This window comes from Taklimakanibacter deserti, assembly GCA_003574785.1.
This window is the reverse complement of the sequence record QORU01000013.1, coordinates 181,819-202,082: the sequence shown is the minus strand read 5'-3', so window position 1 is coordinate 202,082 and position 20,264 is coordinate 181,819. Positions and strand designations below refer to the sequence as shown.

At 63.8% G+C, this 20,264-nt stretch carries 16 protein-coding genes; 13 read left to right on the top strand and 3 right to left on the bottom strand.

The window, feature by feature from the left end:
- Position 1: 1 nt before the first annotated feature.
- From meaB to DS839_RS26175, 13 genes are all read left to right on the top strand, one after another.
- Positions 2-1,039, top strand: coding sequence for a methylmalonyl Co-A mutase-associated GTPase MeaB (meaB, locus tag DS839_RS26235; RefSeq protein ID WP_162918804.1), 1,038 nt, complete (start codon positions 2-4; stop codon positions 1,037-1,039).
- Complete coding sequence (locus DS839_RS26230) at positions 1,036-2,745, top strand: methylmalonyl-CoA mutase family protein (RefSeq protein WP_162918803.1); 1,710 nt, start codon at positions 1,036-1,038, stop codon at positions 2,743-2,745. Before meaB ends, DS839_RS26230 begins: the two co-directional genes overlap by 4 nt.
- A gap of 152 nt (positions 2,746-2,897) precedes the next feature.
- Positions 2,898-3,974, top strand: a complete 1,077-nt coding sequence (locus tag DS839_RS26225; protein ID WP_119273443.1) for an ABC transporter ATP-binding protein — start codon at positions 2,898-2,900, stop codon at positions 3,972-3,974.
- Between the two features lie 58 nt (positions 3,975-4,032).
- Positions 4,033-5,058 carry an extracellular solute-binding protein gene (locus tag DS839_RS26220; RefSeq protein ID WP_119273442.1) on the top strand — a complete coding sequence of 342 codons (1,026 nt, stop codon included), beginning with the start codon at positions 4,033-4,035 and terminating at the stop codon, positions 5,056-5,058.
- Between the two features lie 3 nt (positions 5,059-5,061).
- Complete coding sequence (locus tag DS839_RS26215) at positions 5,062-5,979, top strand: ABC transporter permease (RefSeq protein ID WP_119273441.1); 918 nt, start codon at positions 5,062-5,064, stop codon at positions 5,977-5,979.
- The gene (locus tag DS839_RS26210) at positions 5,976-6,833 is read left to right on the top strand and encodes an ABC transporter permease (protein WP_119273440.1); all 858 of its coding nucleotides are present in this window, start codon (positions 5,976-5,978) and stop codon (positions 6,831-6,833) included. The genes DS839_RS26215 and DS839_RS26210 overlap by 4 nt, the downstream gene beginning before the upstream one ends.
- A gap of 123 nt (positions 6,834-6,956) precedes the next feature.
- The gene (locus DS839_RS26205) at positions 6,957-8,234 is read left to right on the top strand and encodes an ABC transporter substrate-binding protein (RefSeq protein ID WP_119273439.1); all 1,278 of its coding nucleotides are present in this window, start codon (positions 6,957-6,959) and stop codon (positions 8,232-8,234) included.
- A 6-nt stretch (positions 8,235-8,240) separates the two neighbouring features.
- Positions 8,241-9,197 carry a carbohydrate ABC transporter permease gene (locus tag DS839_RS26200; RefSeq protein WP_119273438.1) on the top strand — a complete coding sequence of 319 codons (957 nt, stop codon included), beginning with the start codon at positions 8,241-8,243 and terminating at the stop codon, positions 9,195-9,197.
- A complete protein-coding gene (locus tag DS839_RS26195) occupies positions 9,194-10,027 on the top strand; it encodes a carbohydrate ABC transporter permease (RefSeq protein ID WP_119273437.1) in 834 nt (277 codons plus the stop codon). The genes DS839_RS26200 and DS839_RS26195 overlap by 4 nt, the downstream gene beginning before the upstream one ends.
- Before the next feature lie 44 nt (positions 10,028-10,071).
- Positions 10,072-11,769, top strand: coding sequence for an NAD-dependent malic enzyme (locus DS839_RS26190; protein ID WP_119273436.1), 1,698 nt, complete (start codon positions 10,072-10,074; stop codon positions 11,767-11,769).
- 417 nt (positions 11,770-12,186) lie between these two features.
- Positions 12,187-15,402: an AfsR/SARP family transcriptional regulator gene (locus tag DS839_RS26185; protein ID WP_162918802.1), complete on the top strand. Its 3,216-nt coding sequence runs from the start codon at positions 12,187-12,189 to the stop codon at positions 15,400-15,402.
- Positions 15,403-15,577: 175 nt separating this feature from the next.
- Complete coding sequence (locus DS839_RS26180; RefSeq protein ID WP_119273434.1) at positions 15,578-16,207, top strand: LysE family translocator; 630 nt, start codon at positions 15,578-15,580, stop codon at positions 16,205-16,207.
- Positions 16,208-16,237: 30 nt separating this feature from the next.
- A complete protein-coding gene (locus DS839_RS26175) occupies positions 16,238-16,843 on the top strand; it encodes a LysE family translocator (protein ID WP_119273433.1) in 606 nt (201 codons plus the stop codon).
- Between the two features lie 2 nt (positions 16,844-16,845).
- On the opposite strand, the gene DS839_RS26170 is transcribed toward DS839_RS26175, so the two are convergent.
- From DS839_RS26170 to DS839_RS26160, 3 genes are read right to left on the bottom strand one after another with little or no spacing between them, the layout of a single operon-like run.
- Entirely contained in the window at positions 16,846-17,985 is a 1,140-nt protein-coding gene (locus DS839_RS26170; RefSeq protein WP_119273432.1) for an amidohydrolase family protein, read from the bottom strand.
- Positions 17,975-19,333: a type I glutamate--ammonia ligase gene (locus DS839_RS26165; protein WP_119273431.1), complete on the bottom strand. Its 1,359-nt coding sequence runs from the start codon at positions 19,331-19,333 to the stop codon at positions 17,975-17,977. Before DS839_RS26165 ends, DS839_RS26170 begins: the two co-directional genes overlap by 11 nt.
- Positions 19,285-20,184, bottom strand: a complete 900-nt coding sequence (locus tag DS839_RS26160; protein WP_119273430.1) for a MurR/RpiR family transcriptional regulator — start codon at positions 20,182-20,184, stop codon at positions 19,285-19,287. The genes DS839_RS26165 and DS839_RS26160 overlap by 49 nt, the downstream gene beginning before the upstream one ends.
- Positions 20,185-20,264 lie beyond the last annotated feature (80 nt).

The following is a 20,264-nucleotide window of genomic DNA, read 5'->3' as shown; positions in this document are numbered from 1 at the left end:
CGTGAAGCCCTCCATCCGGCATCATCTGGCGCAGGCGCTCTCGGCAGTCGAGAACCGCAGCGGCAACTGGCGCCAGGTGCTGGCCGAAAGCTATGGCAGTCCGCGTGAGCTTTTCATCATCGGCATCACCGGCCCGCCGGGCGCCGGCAAATCGACGCTCATCGATGCGCTTGCGGCGCATTGGGCGGCAAACGGCCTGACGGTCGGGGTCCTCGCCATCGATCCCTCGAGCCCCTTTTCGGGCGGCGCCATCCTCGGCGATCGCCTGCGCATGCGCCAGTCGGAAGACCTCGACAATGTCTTCATCCGCAGCATGTCGGCACGCGGCCATGGCGGCGGGCTCAATGCCTCAGCGCTCGATCTGTGCATGGTGATGGCTCATCACGGCTGCTCGCATGTGCTCCTCGAGGCCGTCGGCTCCGGCCAAAGCGAGGTCGACATCGGCTTCGTCGCCGACTGCACGCTGGTCGTCGCCGTGCCGGGTCTCGGCGATTCGGTCCAGGCGGCAAAAGCCGGCCTCATGGAGATCGGCGATCTCTATGTCGTCAACAAGAGCGACCTGCCGCAGGCGCGATCAGTGCAGCAGGATCTCGCCGCCATGCTGGCGGTCTCCTTCCACGGCAGGCCCGGGCCCAATGATCCGCGTACGGCAAAGGGCGTTCCCGCGCGGGCGGTGGGCGCCATGCCGCAAGCGCTGAGCGAGCGCTATGGCGGTCCCGAAGGCGCCCAAGCCTATTGGCATCCGCCCGTTCTGGCCGCCGCGGTCGAGCGCCCCGATCTCATCGCCGGGATCGCCCAGACAATCGACAGCTTTGCTCACTGGCTCAAAGCCACTGACCGTTTTCATAAGCGCCGGGCACGCGCGCTCGCCAATCATGTCCTCGATATTGCCCGCAACCGCTTGTTCAGTGAATGGACCCGCAACTTCGAGCAGAGCCTGGGAAAGCCCCTGGAAGAATGGACCTGCGCGCAACTGGCCGATGGCGTGAAGGATCCCTATCGGCTCGCCGACATGATGATGGATGGGAGCAGCCTATGAAGGGCCGAGCCGCGAAGCCACAGACGCACGCCGATCGCTTCGGCACCTCTCTTGCTCAAGCGCATGAGCGCTGGCGCCGCGAAGCCTATGATCCGGCGATCACCGAAGCCGGCGAATATCGCAGCTTCAAGACCGACAACGGGATCGAGATCGAACCCCTCTATTCGCCCGCGTCCCTCGATGAGATCGGCTTCGACTATCTCGAGGATGTCGGCTTTCCCGGCGAATATCCGTTCACCCGCGGCGACAGCGCCGCCATGTACCGCGCCGAGCCTTTCGTGGTCTCGGCCTATACGGGCTATGGCGAGGCGGGCGACTGCAATCTGCGCCTCAAAAAGCTGATCGGGCTCGGCGTCGAGCAGATCCTGATGGCCTTCGATCTGCCGACCCAATGCGGCTATGATTCGGACGACGTCATGGCGACCGGCGAAGTCGGTCGTGTCGGCGTCTCGATCGACAGCCTCGCCGACATGGAGCTGCTCTTCGCCGGCATCCCGCTCGACAGCATCAAGCGCGTCGGCACGCTTGGCAATTCGATCGGGCCCATCGTCCTCGCCCTCTTCGCCGCCCTCGGCGAGAAGCAAGGCCTGTCGAACCACCAATTCACCGTCAACCTGCAGAATGATCCGCTCAAGGAATATCTCGCCCGCGGCACGCAGATCATCCCGGCGGCGCCGGCCGCGAAGCTCGCGGTCGATCCGGTCGAATGGTGCGCCGAGCATGCGCCCAACTGGTCGCCGATCACGGTCTGCTACAATCACCTCAATGCCGGGGGCGCCGGCTCCACCTGGGGCGCGGCGCTGGCGCTCGCCAATGCCGTCCATTATCTCGATCTCCTGGTCGAGAGAGGCTGCCCGATCGACAGCGTGGCTCCCCTCTTCCACATGTTCCCGGACGAGCGGCATGATTTCTTCATCTCCGTCGCCAACCTGCGCGCGTTGCGCCGGGTCTGGGCGCGCCTCCTCAGTGAACGCTATGGTGCCAGCGCGCCTGCGGCGCTCGCGCTCAAGACCACCGTCTATGGCCATGGCCAGGAGACCCTGCAGGAGCCCCTGAACAACATCGCGCGCATCGCCTTCGGCACGCTCGCCTATGCGCTGGGCGGCGCTTCTTACGTCTATATCGCCTCCTATGACGAGGCGGTGGGGACGCCGACCGAGGAAACCGTCAAGGTCGCGGTCAGGACTCAGCAGATCATCGCTCATGAGCATGGCTTCACCGATACGATCGACCCCTTGGGCGGCTCCTATTTCGTGGAAAGCCTGACCAAGACGATCGCCGAGCAGATCTGGGTCGACCTGCATGAGCTTCTCGAGCGCGGCGGCGCCATCGCCACCATGGCGAACGGTTTTAGCCGCGAGATCATGAATCGCGGCGCCATGAGCCGGCAGCGCCGGATCGATTCCGGCGAGCGTCCTTGGGTAACGGTGAACAAATGGCCATCCGTTCCGCAAGTGCCCAACACCGCCTTCCGGATGGATACATCGACCGCGAGCCGGCAGCACCAGCGGACCCAGGCGCTGCGCCAAGCCCGTGACAATGCCGCCGTGCGGCAGGCGCTGGCGCGGGTCGAGGCGACTTGCGCCAATGGCGGCAATCTCGTCCCGCCGGTCATCGAAGCGGTCAAGGCCTATGCGACCGTCGGCGAGATCGTGCAGATCTGGCGCCGGCATTTCGGCGAATTCCACCCGTCCGCGTCCTTCTGATTGCAGATGAAGATGCGGGCCTCATCACCTTTCATGATGCGCCATATCAGCAATCCTAAATTGCCATTTGAGCGGTCAGGCCGTCTTATGTTTTCGCATGCAAATCCGCCTGTCGATGAGGTTTTCGCCAGGCTTTCAGGACTGAAGCGTGGATGAGCGCAATCGATCTCGACAAGATATCCAAATTCTACGGATCGGTTCGCGCCGTCGATGACATTTCGCTCTCGCTCAAGGCCGGTGAGCTGACCGCCGTCCTGGGGCCCAGCGGATCGGGCAAGTCGACCATCCTCTCGATGATCGCCGGCATCGACACGCCGACCGCGGGCACGATCTCCATTGGCGGTGTCGACATGACCCATGCGGCGCCCGGCGAGCGCAATGTCGGCCTGGTGTTCCAGAGCTATGCGCTCTTCCCCAATCTCTCCGTCTTCGAGAATGTCGCCTTCCCTTTGCGCGTGCGGCGCCTGCCTGCGGCGGAAGTGACGCGCCGCGTCGAGGAGGTCCTGGCACTCGTTCACCTCTCGGAATTCAAGTCGCGCAAGCCGAGCCAGTTGTCGGGCGGCCAGCAGCAGCGGGTCGCCATCGCCCGCGCCATCGTGTTCAAGCCCTCGGTCCTCTTGCTCGATGAGCCGCTCGCGGCCCTCGACCGGAAGCTGCGCGAAGACGTGCGCCTGGAATTGCGCCGCCTGCAGCGCTCGCTCGGCATCACCACGGTGCTCGTGACCCACGACCAGGACGAAGCCATGACCATGGCCGACCAGATCGTGGTCATTGCCGACGGCAAGGTCCAGCAGGTCGACGCGCCGCTCAAGATCTATCAGCAGCCGGTCAACCGCTTCGTCGCGGGCTTCCTCGGCATCGCCAATGTCTTTACCGGCGTCTTCGCCGCCAATGGCAAGGAGCACAAGATCACACTGCCGAACGGCGAGCAGATCGCCTGCACGCAGCGCCCGCGAAGCGCCGGCAAGGACGGCGAAGTCTGCGGCATCCTTCGCCCCGAGCAGATCGTGGTGCGCGAGCCGAGCGGCCAGGCGCGGATGAAGGCGCGCATCGAGGATGTTTTGTTCTTCGGCGAGTCGGTTCGCTACATCCTCGTTTCCGAAGGCGGCCACCCGATGGTGGCGCAGGCCTCCAATCCCAAGACGACCTTCAGGCCGGGTGTCACGGTCTCGCTCGAATGGTCGCCGGACGACATCTGGATCCTGCCCAGCAGCCAAACCACCCACTGAACAACAAGATCCGGCGGATCAAGCCGGGGAGCGAAACGCCAATGAAAGGGAGACTAAAATGACGAAACCTGCATTACTCCAAGCGAGCCTGCTCAGCCTTGCCGCCGTGCTTGCCTTCAGCGGTCAGGTCACGGCCGAACCCGCCAAGACCTTGCGCATCCTCACCGCCGGCGGCGAATGGACGGATGCCGTCACCAAATGCGTCGACGGCCCCTTCGAGAAGAAATACGGCATCAAGGTCGAGCTCGACACGCCGGCAGGCTATGCCAAGCTCGCCGGCCTCGCGCAATCGGGCAATGTCAATGTGGCACTCATGGACCTCGAGACCAGCGAGCTCGAGCGCGCCAATGCGAACGGCCTTCTCGACAATATCGATTGGGACAAGGTCAAGCCCTTCGAGATGTTCCCCGATGCCAAGAAGCCCTATGGCTTCGCCAGCACCTATTTCTCGACCATCATGGCCTGGCGTCCGGACGCGAAAGCGCCATCGAACTGGGTCGAGTTCTTCGACACCCAGAACTTCCCCGGCAAGCGCGCCTTGCCTGACTATCCGGGCTATGTCCTGGCCTTCGCCGCCATCGCCGATGGCGTCGACCCGACCAAGGTCTTCCCGCTCGACCTCGACCGCGCCTTCAAGACGCTGGAGCGTGTCAAGGGCGACGTGATCTGGTGGACCGCCGGCGGACAGTCGGCGCAGCTGCTTCAGGACAATGAGGCGCAATATTCGATCGGCTGGTCGGGGCGGATCGTCACCAAGAACGACCTCAAGCATTCCTTCAACCAGGGCATGCTCGACACATCATGGTGGGGCATGCCGAAGGGCGCCGATCCCGCCATGCAGGAAGCAGCCCTCCTCTATCTGCATGAATATTCCGATCCCAAGCAGCAGGCCTGCATCGCGCAATATATCAGCTATACGGGCCCCAGCCCCGAGCTCGATCCGCTCCTGCCGCAGGACAAGCTCGATCAGTTCCCGAACTTCAAGAAGAACCGCGACGTGCAGTATGTGACCGACGGCAAATGGTGGTACGACAATGCCGCCGAAGTCGAGAAGCGCTGGCAGGAGTTCAAGCTGGCGCAATGAGGCATGAGCCCCAGGCCGCCGCCGGCCTGGGGCGGTCTCGCGGCGCGGCGCCAGTCCATGTCGACAGCAGCAGCCCATAATCCTTCTTTGTGGCGTGGCCGGCTGGCCACGAGCATCCTGCTTGTTCTTCCTCTTGCGCTGGTGATCGGGCTCGCCTTCGACCTGCCGCTCTTGATGACGGCGCTGTGGAGCATCACCGACTTCAAGAGCGGAAGCCTGACGCCCGAATATTACCAGGACTTCTTCGGCAGGCCGATCTATCTCTCGGTCGTGTGGCGCACGCTCGAGATCGCTTTCGCCGTGTCGTGCTGCTGCGCCCTCATCGGCTATCCGCTCAGCTACTGGATGACGACCCTGTCGCCACGCGGCCAGAAGATCAGCCTCATCATCATCGTCATGTCCTTCTGGGTCAGCGTCCTGGTGCGCACCTATGCCTGGATCGTGATCCTCGGCAATGCCGGCCTCGTCAACCGGGCGCTGCAACATCTGGGGCTCACCGAACGGCCGGTCCAATTCCTCTATGGCGAGCTCGGCGTGTGCATAGGCATGGTCAATGTGCTCCTGCCCTTCCTGCTGCTGCCGCTCTATGCCGCCATGCTGCAGATCGATCCGCGCCTCAGGCAGATCGCCCTCACCATGGGCGCCACATCGGGGCAGTTCTTCTGGCGGGTGTTCTTCCCGCTCACCGTGCCGGCGCTCGCGGCAACCTTCATCCTGGTCTTCATCCTGAGCCTCGGCTTCTACATCACGCCCGCCATTCTCGGCGGCGGCAAGGTGCCGATGATCGCCAACATGCTCGACATGCTGATCAACCAGTTTCCGCATTGGAGCCTGGCGGCGGCCATGTCCTGCGTGATGCTGGTGCTGACCCTGAGTCTGTTCGCGCTCTATCAGTCGCTGCGCGGAAAGGTTGCGGCATGACCGTGGCGCTCGACAGGATCGGGGCTCAGGCGGCCCAGGGCAGCGCTCACCGGCGCCATTCCCGCATCAACCGCATCGCCCTTGCCGCGAGCGCGGTCCTCACCTTGCTTTTTCTCGCTCTGCCGATCCTCATCGTCGTGCCGATGTCGTTCTCGAGTGCCGGAACCTTGCAATTCCCGCCGCCGGGCTTCTCGCTGCGCTGGTATCAGTCCTTCTTCGGCGATCCGCAATGGGTCGAGTCGGCGCTCAATTCGCTGGCGATCGGTGCCATTGCCAGCACCGTCTCGCTCGTCTTCGGGACCTGCGCCGCCTATGCGCTGGTGCGCGGATCCTTCATGTCGCGCAAGGCGCTGGAAGCGAATTTCATGGCGCCCATGGTGCTGCCGCCGGTCATCATCGCCGTCTCTCTTTATATATTCTACGCCAAGCTCGGCATATTGGGCTCCTATTTCGGGATCATCACCGCCCATGTGGTGCTGACCGTTCCCTATGTCGTCCTCCTGATGTCGCTCGCCATCCGCGCTTTTGACGTCAGGATCGAGCAGATCGCCATGACGCTCGGCGCGTCGCGGCTCGAGATGATGGTGCGGATACTCTTGCCCAATATCCTGCCGAACGCTGCGGCAGCCTGGCTCTTCGCCTTCGTCATCAGCTTCGATGAGGTCGTCGTCACGCTGTTCGTGTCGGGCAGCCACCTCACCGTCCCCAAGCGCATGTTCAACCAGCTGGTGCTGCAGATCAATCCGACCATCACCGCCATCGCCACCATCCTCATCTTCCTGAGCCTTCTTTCCGTCGCTCTCGCTCTGTGGCTGACGCGCGGCACCGGCATCGTCGCCAAGAGGCGCAGTTAATCCCCGTCATTTCAATAGTTTAGCCTGCATCCCTGACAAACTGATTCAAGCGGAACTTTTCCGGCGAATTCTGCGTTGGAGCTGCGAGACAACCCGTTTGCGGGCGGCGGGGAGGATGTCATCATGGCGCGGATCGTAAGCTTCATCGCGACGGCGCTGGCGTGGCTCGTCATCAGCTTCGCGCCGGCCCAGGCGAAAGTCACCATCTCGATCTCCTGCAGCTCGCTGGGCGTCGAGCTCGAGCTTTGCCAGGAAGGCGCCAATGAATGGGCCAAGCAAACCGGCAATGCGGTGAAGCTCGTCGCCACCCCGCCCGATGCTCAGGAACGGCTCGCCCTCTATCAGCAGCTCCTCGCCGCGGGCTCCGCCGATATCGACGTCTTCCAGATCGATGTCGTATGGCCGGGAACGCTCGCCACCCACTTCATCGATCTCAAGCAATATATCCCGGCCGAAGAGCTGAAAGACCATTTCACCACGCTCCTCACCAATGACACGGTCGACGGCAAGCTGGTGGCGGCACCCTTCTTCGTCGATGCGGGCCTTCTCTATTATCGCAAGGACCTGCTCGACAAGCATGGGCTGAAGCCGCCGCGCGACTGGGCCGAACTCACGCAGACGGCCAAAGCCGTCCTCGACGCCGAACGCAGCAGCAACGGCAAGCTGCAAGGCTTCGTCTGGCAGGGCCGCGCCTATGAGGGGCTCACCTGCAACAGCATCGAATGGGTGGCGAGCTTCGGCGGCGGCAGCATCGTCGAAACCGACGGCAAGATCTCCATCAACAACCCGCAGGCTGCTGCCGCCATCACCCTTGCCAAGGGCTGGATCGGCACGATCTCGCCCGAAGGCGTTCTCAACTATGCCGAGGAGGATGCCCGCGGCGTCTTCCAGTCCGGCAACGCGGTCTTCATGCGCAACTGGCCCTATGCCTGGGCGCTGGCTAATGCGCCGGACAGTCCGGTCAAGGGCAAGGTCGGCATCGCGCTCCTGCCGCAAGGCTCAGGGTCAGGAGCCCGCCATGCGGCGGCCTTGGGCGGCCAGGACCTCGCGGTCTCCAAATATTCGGCCAATCCCAAGGAGGCTGCCGACCTGGTGCGCTATCTCACTAGTGCCGAGGAGCAGAAGCGCCGGGCCATCAAGGGATCGTTCAATCCGACGCGCAAGAGCCTCTATGGCGACCAGGAGCTGCTTTCGGCCTTGCCCTTCCTCAAAGACTTCGAGGCCGTGCTCGAAAGCGCGGTCGCCAGGCCCTCGACCGTGACCGGCGCCAAATATAACCGCGTGTCGAGCGAATATGTGCGCGCCGTCCACAACACCCTCACCGGCAAAGGCACGGCCGAGGAGAATCTGGCGAATCTCGAGAAAGCACTGGAACGGGTGAGCCGCGGCGGGCGGTGGTAGGCCCAGATGGCGGCACGCGACGCGGCCCAACCGCGCAGCTCCGCCATAAGGCCGGCCAGGGTCCAACGCTCTCCCTTTGCGCGCCGGACCGCACTGAAGCCATGGCTCTTTCTCGCCCCCTTGCTGGCGAGCCTCCTGATCGTCGCCGCCTGGCCGTTGCTGCGGACAATCCTGTTCAGCCTCACCGATGCCAATTTGAGCGATCTTACCGCCTGGAAGTTCATCGGCATCGCCAACTATCTCTATCTCTTCGAGGACCCGCTGTGGTGGCGCGCCGTCGGCAACACCTTGCTCTTCACCTTGCTCTCCGTCGGCCTCGAGACCATCCTCGGCCTCATCATCGCGCTCACCCTCGATGCCCACCTCAAAGGCCGCGGCCTGCTCAGGGCGGCCATTCTCATTCCCTGGGCCATCCCGACCGTCGTCTCGGCCAAGATGTGGGCCTGGATGCTGCATGATCAATATGGCGTCGTGAATGCCATGCTGCTCGCTTTCGGGCTGATCGACCGGCCCTATGCCTGGCTTGCCGATCCTTCGCTCACCATGGCCGCCGTGGTCATGGTCGATGTGTGGAAATCGACGCCCTTCATGGCGCTCCTCATCCTCGCAGGCCTGCAGGCCCTGCCGCAGAGCATATATGAAGCGGCGCGCGTCGACGGCATCCACCCGGTCAAGGTGTTCTTCCACATCACCTTGCCGCTCATCCGTCCGGCTCTGCTCGTCGCCGTCATTTTCAGGGGACTCGACGCTCTGCGCGTATTCGACGTCATCTATGTGCTGACCGGCAACAACGAGAATACGGCGACGATGTCGGTCTATGCCCGCCAGCAGCTCGTCGACTTCCAGGACGTCGGCTTCGGCTCGGCCGCGGCGACGGCGCTCTTCCTCATCGTCGCCATCATGACCGCGATCGTCGTGACCCTTGGCCGGGTCAATGTCAGCGCCAGCGGAGGCGACCGATGAAATTGCGCAGGCTCGCCGGAACAATCGGATTTTACGGGCTCATGGCGCTCATCGTCTTCTATGCCGTCTTCCCCTTCTACTGGGCTATCGTCTCCTCGCTGAAAAGCGGCAGCGCCATATTCCGCGTCGAGCTCATCCCGTCCACGGCGAGCCTCGAAAACTACCGGGCCTTGTTCGTCGAGCAGCCCTTCGCCCGCAATATCCTGAATTCGCTCATCGTCGCCTCGGTCGCGACGCTCGTCTCGCTCACCCTTGCCTCGCTCGCGGCCTATGCGCTCGGCCGCATGAAGTTCCGCGGCCGATCGAGCGTGCTCTTCGCGGTATTGAGCATATCGATGTTCCCGCAGATCGCCGTGCTCTCGGGCCTCTTCGAGCTCATCCGCAGCTTCGGCCTCTATAACAGCCTCATGGGCCTCGTCTTCTCCTATCTCATCCTGCTCTTGCCTTTCGCCACCTGGGTATTGACCACCTTCATGCGCGAGCTGCCGCGCGAGCTCGAAGAAATGGCGGCGCTCGATGGGGCCTCTGCCCTTCGCACGCTGACCGAGATCTTCCTGCCCCTGATGGCGCCGGCGCTGGCCGCTTCCGGCCTCCTCGCCTTCATCCTGGCCTGGAACGAGTTCCTGTTCGCCCTCACCTTCACGCTCTCGAACGAGCAGCGCACGGTCCCCGTCGCCATCGCCCTCATCACCGGCGCCAGCGCCTATGAGCTGCCCTGGGGCCGGATCATGGCGGCTTCCGTGATCGTCACCGTGCCCCTGATCTTGCTGGTGCTGATCCTGCAACGCCACATCGTATCGGGGCTGGTCGCCGGCGCGGTCAAAGGATAGGTTGCGGGACTGGCCGCAGGCATTTCAATTGGCTATGAGACCTCATGAGCCAAATCCCCGACTATAACGCACCGCTGGAGACGAGCCTTACCAGCTTCGATCTCATCAACACGCCCATGCTCAACAAGGGCACGGCATTCCCCGATGCGGAGCGGGACGCCTTTCACCTGCACGGGCTGCTGCCGCCGCATATCGGCTCGCTCGACCAGCAGGTTGCCCGCCGGCTCAAGATCCTGCGCGGCTTCCACACGGATTTCGAGCGCTATGCCTTCCTGCGGGAACTGCAGGATTCGAACGAGACATTGTTCTATGCCCTCACCGTGCGCAATCTCGAGGAGATATTGCCGCTGGTCTATACGCCAACCGTCGGCGAGGGCTGCCAGCGCTTCAGCGAGATCTGGCGCAAGCCGCGCGGCCTTTTCCTGAGCTTTCCGAACAAGCACCGCATCCGCGAAATACTGTCCAACCCGCATCTTGATCCCGTCCGCATCATCGTCGTCAGCGACGGCGAGCGCATCCTGGGGCTCGGCGATCAGGGGGCGGGCGGCATGGGCATACCGATCGGGAAGCTCGCCCTCTATACCGCTTGCGCCGGCATCCATCCCGACGAGGCCCTGCCGATCCTCCTCGATGTCGGCACGAACAATGAAGAGCGGCTCCACGACCCGCTCTATATCGGCTGGCGGCATGAACGGATCAGGGGCGACGACTATGACGGCTTCATCGAGGAATTCGTCACCGCGGTAACCGAGCGCTGGCCCGACGTGCTGCTGCAATGGGAGGATTTCGCCGGCGCCAATGCCGGGCGTCTGTTGACGCGCTATCGCGACCGCCTGTGCAGCTTCAACGACGACATCCAGGGAACGGCCGCCATCGCCGCAGGCACGCTGATTGCCGCGGTCAATGTCACAGGGCTTCCCTTGGCAGAGCAGCGCATCGCCGTGCTGGGCGCGGGCTCGGCCGGCTGCGGGATTTCCGCACTCCTGTTGCAGGCGATGATCGATGCCGGTGCCAGTCCAATGGAGGCCCGCCGACGCTTCTTCCTCGTCGACCGCGACGGTCTCCTCACCGACGGCATGCCCGGCGTCACGCCGGCGCAGCTGCCCTTCCTGCAGGCAGAGGAGGCGGTAAGCGGCTGGACGCTCGAGGCGCCCGGCCGGATCGGCCTCTACGATGTCGTCGCCAACGCATCGCCCAGCGTTCTGATCGGCGTGTCGGGCCAAGCCGGCGCGTTCACCGAGCCCGTCATCCGCAAGATGGCCAAAGGGGTCGAGCGGCCGGTCATCTTCCCGCTGTCCAATCCGACATCGCGCAGCGAGGCGACGCCGGAACAGCTCATGGCTTGGAGCGAGGGCCGTGCCCTGATCGGCACCGGCAGCCCCTTCCCACCGCTCCAGCAAGACGGCAAGGCCATGCGCGTCACCCAGACCAACAACTCCTATATCTTCCCCGGCGTCGGTCTCGGCGTCCTTGCCGCCAATGCCCAGCGCGTCACCGACGCCATGTTCATGGCCGCCGGAAAAGCCGTCGCCTCGGTATCGCCGACGATCGGCGACAGACATGCCTGCCTTCTGCCGCCCGTCACCGAATTGCGCAAGGTGTCGATGATCGTAGCGCAAGCCGTTGCGCGCCAGGCGCAGGCCGATGGCGTCGCCGAGGCTTGCGTTGACTCGGAACTCGAGGCCCGCATCGCCGCCCGCATGTGGGAACCGCTCTACCGGCCCTATTATAAGAAGAGCTGAGGCAGGTAAAAATTGCGTGATTTTTGAATCATTTATGTGACGCATCTCGCAAAATGATTCAGGCGCGCTCCCGGTGCCTTCATCCACAAGATTGTGTGCCCCCCCAGCCGCGTGAGTGTCGCAACAGCCGCTCAGGATTGTGTGAAAACTCACTGCCTGGAGGGAACTCCGATGCTACCGTCACCTGGCACTTAGAGAACGATCGCAGCATGGGGGAAGACAACATGCGTAGATGTCGTGCAAAGGGAGAATCGCAGGGACGCAACAACAAGCCCGTGACGCGTTGCGGCGGGATCCTTGTTGTCCGCTTCAGCCATGCATAGGACGGCAAGCATCGATCTCCGTTGGGCGCCCGAATTTGGGGCGGTAAATCACCAAAGCATGCCTGTTCCTTCCGAGGAGCCGGACGAAGGTCTCATGACCGCTCACACCGTGGCCAAGCTGGCAGCGCCGCGGGCCCCCCAGATCCTGCGCCGGGCACGTGTTCTCAAGAAGATCGAACAGTCCCTGCGCTCCGGCATTTGCTGGCTCGCCGCTCCCGCAGGCTACGGCAAGACGACGGCGTTCGTCGATTATCTGCGCAGCACGACCGCAAGACATGTGTGGTTCAGGGTCGATGACGGCGACCAGGATGTCGCGCGCTTCTTCCAATATCTGGCGCTTTCACTGGATTCGGCGGAAGCAGCCGCGAACCTGCCGATATTCGGCTCCGAATATGCCGAGCAGCCGAAGGCATTCGCTCGCCGGTTCTTCCGGGCCTACTTTGCGCAATTGACGCCGAATACCCTGATCGTGCTCGACGACCTCCATTATGCCGACACGCCGGATTTCCGGGCCATCCTCGCGGTGATGCTGCGCGAACTCCCCAATACCCTGCGCTGTGCCTGCCTGTCGCGCACCCTGCCGCAAGGCGACTTGAGCGATCTGGCGCTCAGCGGCCGATTGCCGGTCATCGATCAGTCAACTCTCGAATTTTCGGAGATCGAAGCCCGCAATCTGGTGAAGCTCAGACTGAACCGCACCGCCGCGGCGGCGGATGTCGCCCTCGCCCGCGGCTGGGCTGTCGGCCTCGTGCTGCTGAGCGAGCGCAGCTTCTCGCTTCCCCTTTCCGAGAACGATGGCGCCGCGGCCGGCAAGCACGCCCTCTTCGACGCGCTCGGCCGGCATTTCTTCTACACCTTGCCGCCGGCTGACCAGGACATGCTGATGAAGCTCAACCTCCTGCCGGAGATCAGCACCGACCTTGCCAATGCGCTGATCGGCTCGACGGAGGCCGGCAGGCTGCTTGACCGGCTCTATCAGCGGCAGCTGCTGATCACCCGCACCACCCAGGCGAGCGGCAATCATTTCCACTTGCATGACCTGTTGCGTGACTTTCTCGACACCAGGCTCGCACAACGCTTTGCAAAGGAAGAGCTTGCCGCCATGCGCGCGGGGACGGCGGCCGTCCTCGGCGAAGCCGGCCATCTCGACGACGCCATCGCCTTGGCGCTCGAGGCGCAAGCCTGGGCAAGCGCCCGCGATCTGATCCTGAAACAGGCAGAATCCGTGCTGGCGCAAGGACGACGGGCGACCTTCATCGAATGGTGCGCCAGATTGCCGGCGACCGAGTTGAATGCGTGGCTCGCCTATTGGCTCGGCGTCGCGCATATGCCCGACGATGCGGGCGCCGAACGCTGGCTGTCGCAAGCCTGGGCTGGATTCGAAGAGGCCGGCGATCTGCGCGGTCAGAGCCTCACCATCGCACGCGCGGTCCTGGTCAAGACCGACAGCTGGCGCACTCATGAGGGCTTGTCCGCCTGGACGCAGCGCGCGTCCCACCTGATCGAGCGTGGCCTGCCGGATTTGCCGGCCGAAGAAGATCTCCTCGTGCGTACCGGCATGATGCGGGCCCTTGATTTCGCCGATGAATACTACAGGGGCAGTCCTGCCGGACAATTGCTCGAGAGACAACTTCAGGAGCGGCTCGCTCATCCCCGCAAGGGCGATCCGAGCGGATTGCGCCTCCTCGCCTCGGCGTCCCTGATCGAGCATTCGGTGACGACCATGCGTGCCGATCTCTTCGCCAATGCCGTCGACAGCGTCGTCGAGGACCTGCGCAATCCCGATGTCCTGCCGTGGATCCTCGGCATGTGGCTGGTTGCGTTTGGGGCGAGGAGCGGGCGCTATTTCCCCTATGCGCGGCGGGATTTCCCCTATGCCTCCGCCGAGGCCGCGTTGCGCGCGGCGATCGCGATCGGCGAGCGGGAATCGCTGCGCGGCGTCGAGTTCGCCGGCCTCTATCATCTGCAGATGCAGATGAAGTTCCACAACGATTTCGCGGAGTTCAACGACCTGGTCAGCCGCCTTGCCGCGATCGCCGACAGCCGGTTCACCACCCAGGTCGCCGTCGTCGCAGATTGTCATGCCCCGATGCATGCGCGTCAGGGGAATTTCATCGAAGCTTACCGGGACTGCGACCGGTTCATGGCGGCCATCGAAGCGGCCAACGAGCCGATGGTGGAGCGCTGGCCGCACTACATCACCAAATACCAGGTATTTCTCGCCGACCGAAAGGCGAGGGAGGCGATAGATCTCCTTGCCGATCTCATCCCGCGCCTCGATGGCGGCGCACAAAAGCGCACCGAGCTGTGCATCCTTGCCGCAGAAGCGCTCGCCGCCAGATGGAGCGGCGATCTGCAGTACGGCGAACATTTGCGGGCCTTCCTCGCCGAGCTGCGCTCGTTGAACTGGCCCACGATCCTCTTGAACCTGCCGGAGCTGCTGGCCGAGCTTCTCGCCGATGCGCTCGACCGCGGCATCGAGACCGAATATTGCCAGTCCCTCATCCGCTTGCGCCGACTGACCCCGCCGGCGCGGCGGCCGGCAAGCTGGCCATGGGCGTTGAAGGTGCATGTGCTGGGGAGTTTCCGTCTCGAGCGCGATGGCGCGCCGGTCGACCTCGGCACCAAGCCGCCGACCCGGGCGCTCGACATCCTGCGCGCGCTCGCCGTTACCCGGGATTGCACCTGCTCGCTCGAGAAACTGCAAGACTGGCTGTGGCCCGATCTCGACGGTGACCAGGCGAAGGCCGCCTGCGAGCAGGCTCTGCACCGTCTGCGCAAACTGCTCGGCCAGGCCGAGTTCATCATCCAGCGCGAAGGGAGGCTGCGCCTGGCGGCGGACAAGGTATGGGTCGACTCCGCTGAGTGGGAAGTCCGTCTCAAGAAGGCTCTCGGCACGAAGGCGGCGGTCGATGGCTGCACGTCGGAGCTCGATGATCTCTGTGCCGGCTTTACCGGCCCCTTGCTCTACGATGATCGCCTACCCTCCTGGCTGCAGCCAGTCGCAGAGAAGCTGCGCGAGCAGTTCGTCGATCTCGCCCACCGCGTCGGCCGGCAGCGCGAGGCGCAGGGCGACCCCGCGGGAGCGCGCGAAATCTATCTGCGCGCCCTCGATTTCTACCCTGACGCGACACGGATCTATGAAGGTTTGATCCAGGGACGCCTGGTGCAAAAGGATGCCGCCGGCGCGCTCGCCGACTATGCGCGCTATGAGCGCACGATCAAAGCCACCGCGGATGGTGTGCTCTCGCCGGCGATCCGAGGTCTCATCCATCCTTTCCTGACCGCCAGGGCTCCTCCCGGCGCGTAAGCGATCCGTAAGCCGCTTCCCCTCAGCATCGCAAGGCAGCGACCACGAGAGGGTGGCCGGATCCATCGTGCTTGCACACGCCTGGTGCCTAGAAAAGCGGCCGGTCCATCCGGTCGTTCGATTTGGTGCGTCCGCTCGCAACCGATGCTGACGGCAGCCTCTCAGGAGATCGAAATTGGATTTGCAGCTCCTTGCACCGTTCCTCACCGCGACGCTTCTCCTCCTGGTCACGCCGGGCCCGGTCGTGGCGATTGTCGTTCACAACACATTGCGGAAGGGCATGACGGCCGGGCTCTTGACCGCTCTCGGCGTCGAGCTCGGCGAGGTGCTCGTGCTCGGTGCCGTATTCACCGGCTTGATCCTTTCGCAGGAATTCATGCCGCTGCTGTTTCGATGGATTTCGCTCGCCGGCATAGCCTATCTCATCTGGCTGGCGATAAGGGCGTTTCGCTCCCGGAAAGCCTCTTCGCATGAGACGAACATCAAGAGCACTTCCCGGCCGATCATCGACGGCCTGACCATCGCCTCCAGCAACCCCGCCACGCTCATCTTCTACACCGCCTTCTTTCCGCAATTTGTCAGCCCGCACCATCCGCTGCTTCAGCAGCTGGTCATGCTGGGCGCGATATTTCTCGGCGCATCGCTTGTCTTCGACATGATTTGCATCGCAGCGGCGGCGCGCCTGCGGCCGTCCCCGAGCTTCGGCCGCCCCGGTTTCGACCGGCTCGCCGAACTCGGCAGCGCCGCACTCTATCTTTGCATCGCCGCCTTCGCCCTCCTCGGACTTGCCAATGTCCCGGTATGAGCCAGCGCGACCGATCGTGCGAGGTGACTCATGGACTGGCAGACCATCGCCCCGTTCCTGACCGCGACGATCCTGCTTCTCCTCATGCCCGGCCCGGTCATGGCCATTGTCAGTCACAATACGTTGCGCGGCGGTGCCGCGACCGGCATTGCGACCGTCCTCGGGGTCGAGCTCGGCAGGCTTCTCGCCCTCAGCGCAACGCTTGCGGGCCTCGTCATCTCGGGCGAGCTCTTACCCTCACTGTTTCAATGGCTGTCACTTGCCGGCATCGTCTATCTCGCGTGGCTCGCTTTCAGAGCCCTCCGGCGTGTTCCGCGCGGCCCGACAGCCGATCATTCCGGAAGGCCTTTCTTCGACGGACTCGCCGTCTCCCTCAGCAATCCCGTCGCCCTCGGCTTCTATACCGCCTTCTTCCCGCAATTCATCAGGCCCGGCCACTCGATCGCGCTGCAGGCCACGATTCTGGGTGCATTGTTCCTGGCCACATCCTTCATCCTCGAGCTCGTTCTCGTCTTCGCCATGAAGCGCTTCCGGCAGTCGGGGCGCTATGATCCAACGCGGTTCGGGAACCTCGCCGCCTTGGGAAGCGCCGTCATCTATATGTCGATCGCGGCCGTCGCGGCCTTCGGGCTGTAATCTCAAACCCCTGGGTAGATGCGGCGCGCATTCTCCTGCGCGACGAGCCGGACGATCTCATCGGCATCGCGCGCCGTCATGAAGCCATCGGCAATCCAATCGTCGAGGATGCTGGCGAAGGCGCGGCGGAACAGGAAGGCCCCGAGATAATAGAGCTCTGCGAGCCCGAAGGCGTCGGTCGAGAACAGGAATTTCTGGAATTTTCCGACCTGCAGCGCCTCGCGCAGGATGCGCTCCGATTCGGCCGCTCCATAATTGAGGATCACGCCGGCGTCGTAATAGACATTGGCGAAGACCTCCGACATCCACTGCGCCTCCTTGAGAAAGGGCCAGTTGTGCAGAAGCGTGATCGGCACATCCCACTTCTCCATGGCGGCGATGAAGTCGGTGAAATGGGTCGGATCGCAGGCATGCATATAGATGTCGGGATCGCCGAAACCGACATGGAGCTGGAGCGGCAGCTTCTTCGCCCGGCAGATTTCGGCTCCCACCCACAGGCCATGGCGGATGATCGTCGGATCGCTGACACGGAAGCGTCCGGCCGCTGCCGCAGCTTTCATCCAGGCACCGACAGCGGTCACGACCTCGCTCGTCTCGGGCGCCGTCTGCGGAATGGCGAAGGTCGAGCGATAGGCGACGATGGATTTGAGGCCGACGGCCTTGGCGGTGCGCTCGGCCAGCCGGTCGGCGAAAGCCTTCGCAAAATTCTCGGCCGACACGCCCGATGCCGCCACCTCTTCGAGAATGGCCTCGATGCGCACCACCTCATGGGCCGGACGTCCGGCCAGCCCGCCTGTCTCCTCGAATGTGTGGATGGCATTGGAGCGATGGCCGGTATCGACGATGAGGCAATCGAGCCTCGCGGCCTGCATCAGCCGGCGGTTGACTTCGGCAGCGCCGAGCTTGAGGCGGCGTTCGACATAGGCTTCGCCCGCGGCATGCGGCTCGAGATCCAGAAGCGGCGCGCAGAAGGCGCGAATGGCGAGGCCGAGCGGCTTCTGGAACTCGTTGGTGCCGGGCGGCGGCGGGCGATAGCTCTCCGAGAACAGGGCTTGGAACTGCTTCAGGTCGAGCTCGGCCGGCGATATGCCGTGGCAATGATGATCGATCAGCGGCAGCGTGAGGGCGCTCTCAATAGGCATCGTGATACCTCTTGCACATGGCTTCCGGTGTAGCGTCGGCAAACATCTCGATCTCCTTGCGCTTCACTGCGACATAGGATTCGCGCATGAGATCGGGCAGCCAGCTCGAAACGACCTCGCTCTTGCGCATGAGATCGAGCGCCTCGCCGAGCGAGGACGGCAGCGTGCGCACGCCAAGCTTGGCTCTTTCCTTGTCGGAATAGTCGGCGGGATCGCGATCGAGGATCGCCGGCAAAGGCAGCTTCTGGCGGATGCCTTCGAGGCCGGCGCGCACCAGGGCGCCTAAGACCATATAGGGGCTTGCCGTCGCATCGGGCGGCCGCAATTCGAGATTGAAGGCCTTTGCGTTCTTCTTGGGGTCGGGCGATGGACAGGAACGGATGGTGGCTTCACGGTTCTGGATGCCGAAGGCGGCATAGCCGCAAGACCAGTGATGCGGGCCAAGCCGCAAATAGGAAACCGGCGAAGGCGCCACCAAAGCGCAGAATTCTGGCATATAGCGGACGACGCCGGCGGTGAAATGCTGGGCCAGCCGTGACAGGGTTGCCGGCTCCTTCGCATCGAAAGTGCGGTTCACGCCCTTGCTGTCGACGAGGCTGAAATGCACATGGGCGCCGTTGCCGACGCTCGAAGGCGTTGGCTTGGGCGTGAAGCTGGCGCGGAAACCTTTGCGGCGCGCCGCCTCGCGGATGACCTCGCGGGCGATGACGGCACGGTCGGCGCCGGCGATCCCGATGGCCGGCCCACAGGAGATCTCATATTGGCAGACGCCATATTCGGGCTCGACCGTTTCGAGGCCGACATCGGCGGCGAGGAGTGCGCGGGTGAGATCGGCGGTGAACGGCGCCACCACCCGCATCTGCTCGACCGAGAAGGGCACGATCCAGGGAAGATCATTACCGGTGAGCAGGAACTCATGCTCGAAGGCCGCCGCGATGGTGAGGCCTGACTCGCGCTCGAGATCGGCGAGCGCCTTCTTCAGGAAGCCGCGCACGCAGCAATCCCAGCTCTGGCCGGCAATGAGCGAGTCGCACAGCGCGAAGTGGAAGGCGGGCGCATCGTCCCAGATGGCGATGCGCGTCTCGGTCGCGAGCACCGGCGTCTGGCGCACTTCGGTCATCGGCCCCCAGGGATTGGGCGCGATATCCTCGAAAGGCGTCAGGGCCTGGCCGGCCACGGCCCAGCCCAGGCCATGCGCATGGCGGTCCTTGAAGGCGGAAACCGGCACGCCGCGGCAGCGGGCGAGGCCGACATAGTCGGTCCACACCAGGAGGACGGTCTCGCCGTCGGCGCCTGACTTCAGCCGGCTTTCTTTCGCCGGCCTCGCGGCTTTACTTCTTCGTGCCATTCATATCCCTCCCTGAGGATCTCGAGGTCCTGTATTCTTTCGCGGCCCTTCCGGCCGGCGCGCACCGTCAGCTCGGCGATCAAGGCTTCGGTCAGCGCGCAAGCCGGCACCATCGAATCGAACGGCGACAGCGACTCGACCTCGGCTGAGAGCACGGCATGGGCGTAGCGCGCCGCCGGCGAATTCCACGGATCGGTGATGACGATCACCGTTGCGCCGCGCTCCTTGGCACGCCTGACGACGTCGACCGTCTCGGCTTCGTAGCGACGGAAGTCATAGGCGACGAGGACGCTGCGCGGACCGACCTCGAGAAGCTGGTCGGCGCGCGATTGCAGGCCCGGCAGCAAGGTCGAAACATTGGAGCGCATCTGGAAGAGATGCAGATAGAGCATCTCGGCGTGAAGCTTCGTGAACCGGCCCCCGGTGATGAGGATGCGGTTGCGCGGATCCGACAGGGCTGCGACCGCCAGCTCGAAATCGGCGACGGAGAGGCGCCGGAAGGTCTCGGTCACGCAGGCGGAGAAGGCAGCGGCGGATTCGCGCAATAGCGTGCCCGGGCGCGCTTCCGCACGATGATAAAGCGACAGCGGCGACGTGCTGCGCGCTTCCATCTCGCGCAACAGAACCTTCTGGAAATCGGTGTAGCTCAAGAAGCCGAGCCTGGCGATGAAGCGGACGACCGTCGGTCCCGAAACGCCGGCACGCCCGGCCAAGGCCGCGACCGTCTCGAAGCCCGCCAGCATGCCGCTCGTCGTCAATTCACGCGCCACTTTCTGCTCTGCCGGCGTGATGTCTTGGGCGACAGCCTCGATGCGCTCGGCAATGGCGTGAAAATCGGTTCCGGCGATCATGAATGATTTGTTACAGGTTCCGAAATTCCTGTCAATTCAGTAATGAATATTGACAGAGACGGCGCGCCTCTCCATAGGCT

Coding starts and splice junctions, on each gene's coding strand:
- DS839_RS26195 (WP_119273437.1), top strand. CDS start 9,194: ATGAAATTGCGCAGGCTCGCCGGAACAATCGGATTTTACGGGCTCATG.
- DS839_RS26170 (WP_119273432.1), bottom strand. CDS start 17,985: ATGCCTATTGAGAGCGCCCTCACGCTGCCGCTGATCGATCATCATTGC.
- DS839_RS26160 (WP_119273430.1), bottom strand. CDS start 20,184: ATGATCGCCGGAACCGATTTTCACGCCATTGCCGAGCGCATCGAGGCT.
- DS839_RS26215 (WP_119273441.1), top strand. CDS start 5,062: ATGAGCCCCAGGCCGCCGCCGGCCTGGGGCGGTCTCGCGGCGCGGCGC.
- DS839_RS26175 (WP_119273433.1), top strand. CDS start 16,238: ATGGACTGGCAGACCATCGCCCCGTTCCTGACCGCGACGATCCTGCTT.
- DS839_RS26230 (WP_162918803.1), top strand. CDS start 1,036: ATGAAGGGCCGAGCCGCGAAGCCACAGACGCACGCCGATCGCTTCGGC.
- DS839_RS26220 (WP_119273442.1), top strand. CDS start 4,033: ATGACGAAACCTGCATTACTCCAAGCGAGCCTGCTCAGCCTTGCCGCC.
- DS839_RS26165 (WP_119273431.1), bottom strand. CDS start 19,333: ATGGCACGAAGAAGTAAAGCCGCGAGGCCGGCGAAAGAAAGCCGGCTG.
- DS839_RS26190 (WP_119273436.1), top strand. CDS start 10,072: ATGAGCCAAATCCCCGACTATAACGCACCGCTGGAGACGAGCCTTACC.
- DS839_RS26210 (WP_119273440.1), top strand. CDS start 5,976: ATGACCGTGGCGCTCGACAGGATCGGGGCTCAGGCGGCCCAGGGCAGC.
- DS839_RS26205 (WP_119273439.1), top strand. CDS start 6,957: ATGGCGCGGATCGTAAGCTTCATCGCGACGGCGCTGGCGTGGCTCGTC.
- DS839_RS26200 (WP_119273438.1), top strand. CDS start 8,241: ATGGCGGCACGCGACGCGGCCCAACCGCGCAGCTCCGCCATAAGGCCG.
- DS839_RS26185 (WP_162918802.1), top strand. CDS start 12,187: ATGACCGCTCACACCGTGGCCAAGCTGGCAGCGCCGCGGGCCCCCCAG.
- DS839_RS26225 (WP_119273443.1), top strand. CDS start 2,898: ATGAGCGCAATCGATCTCGACAAGATATCCAAATTCTACGGATCGGTT.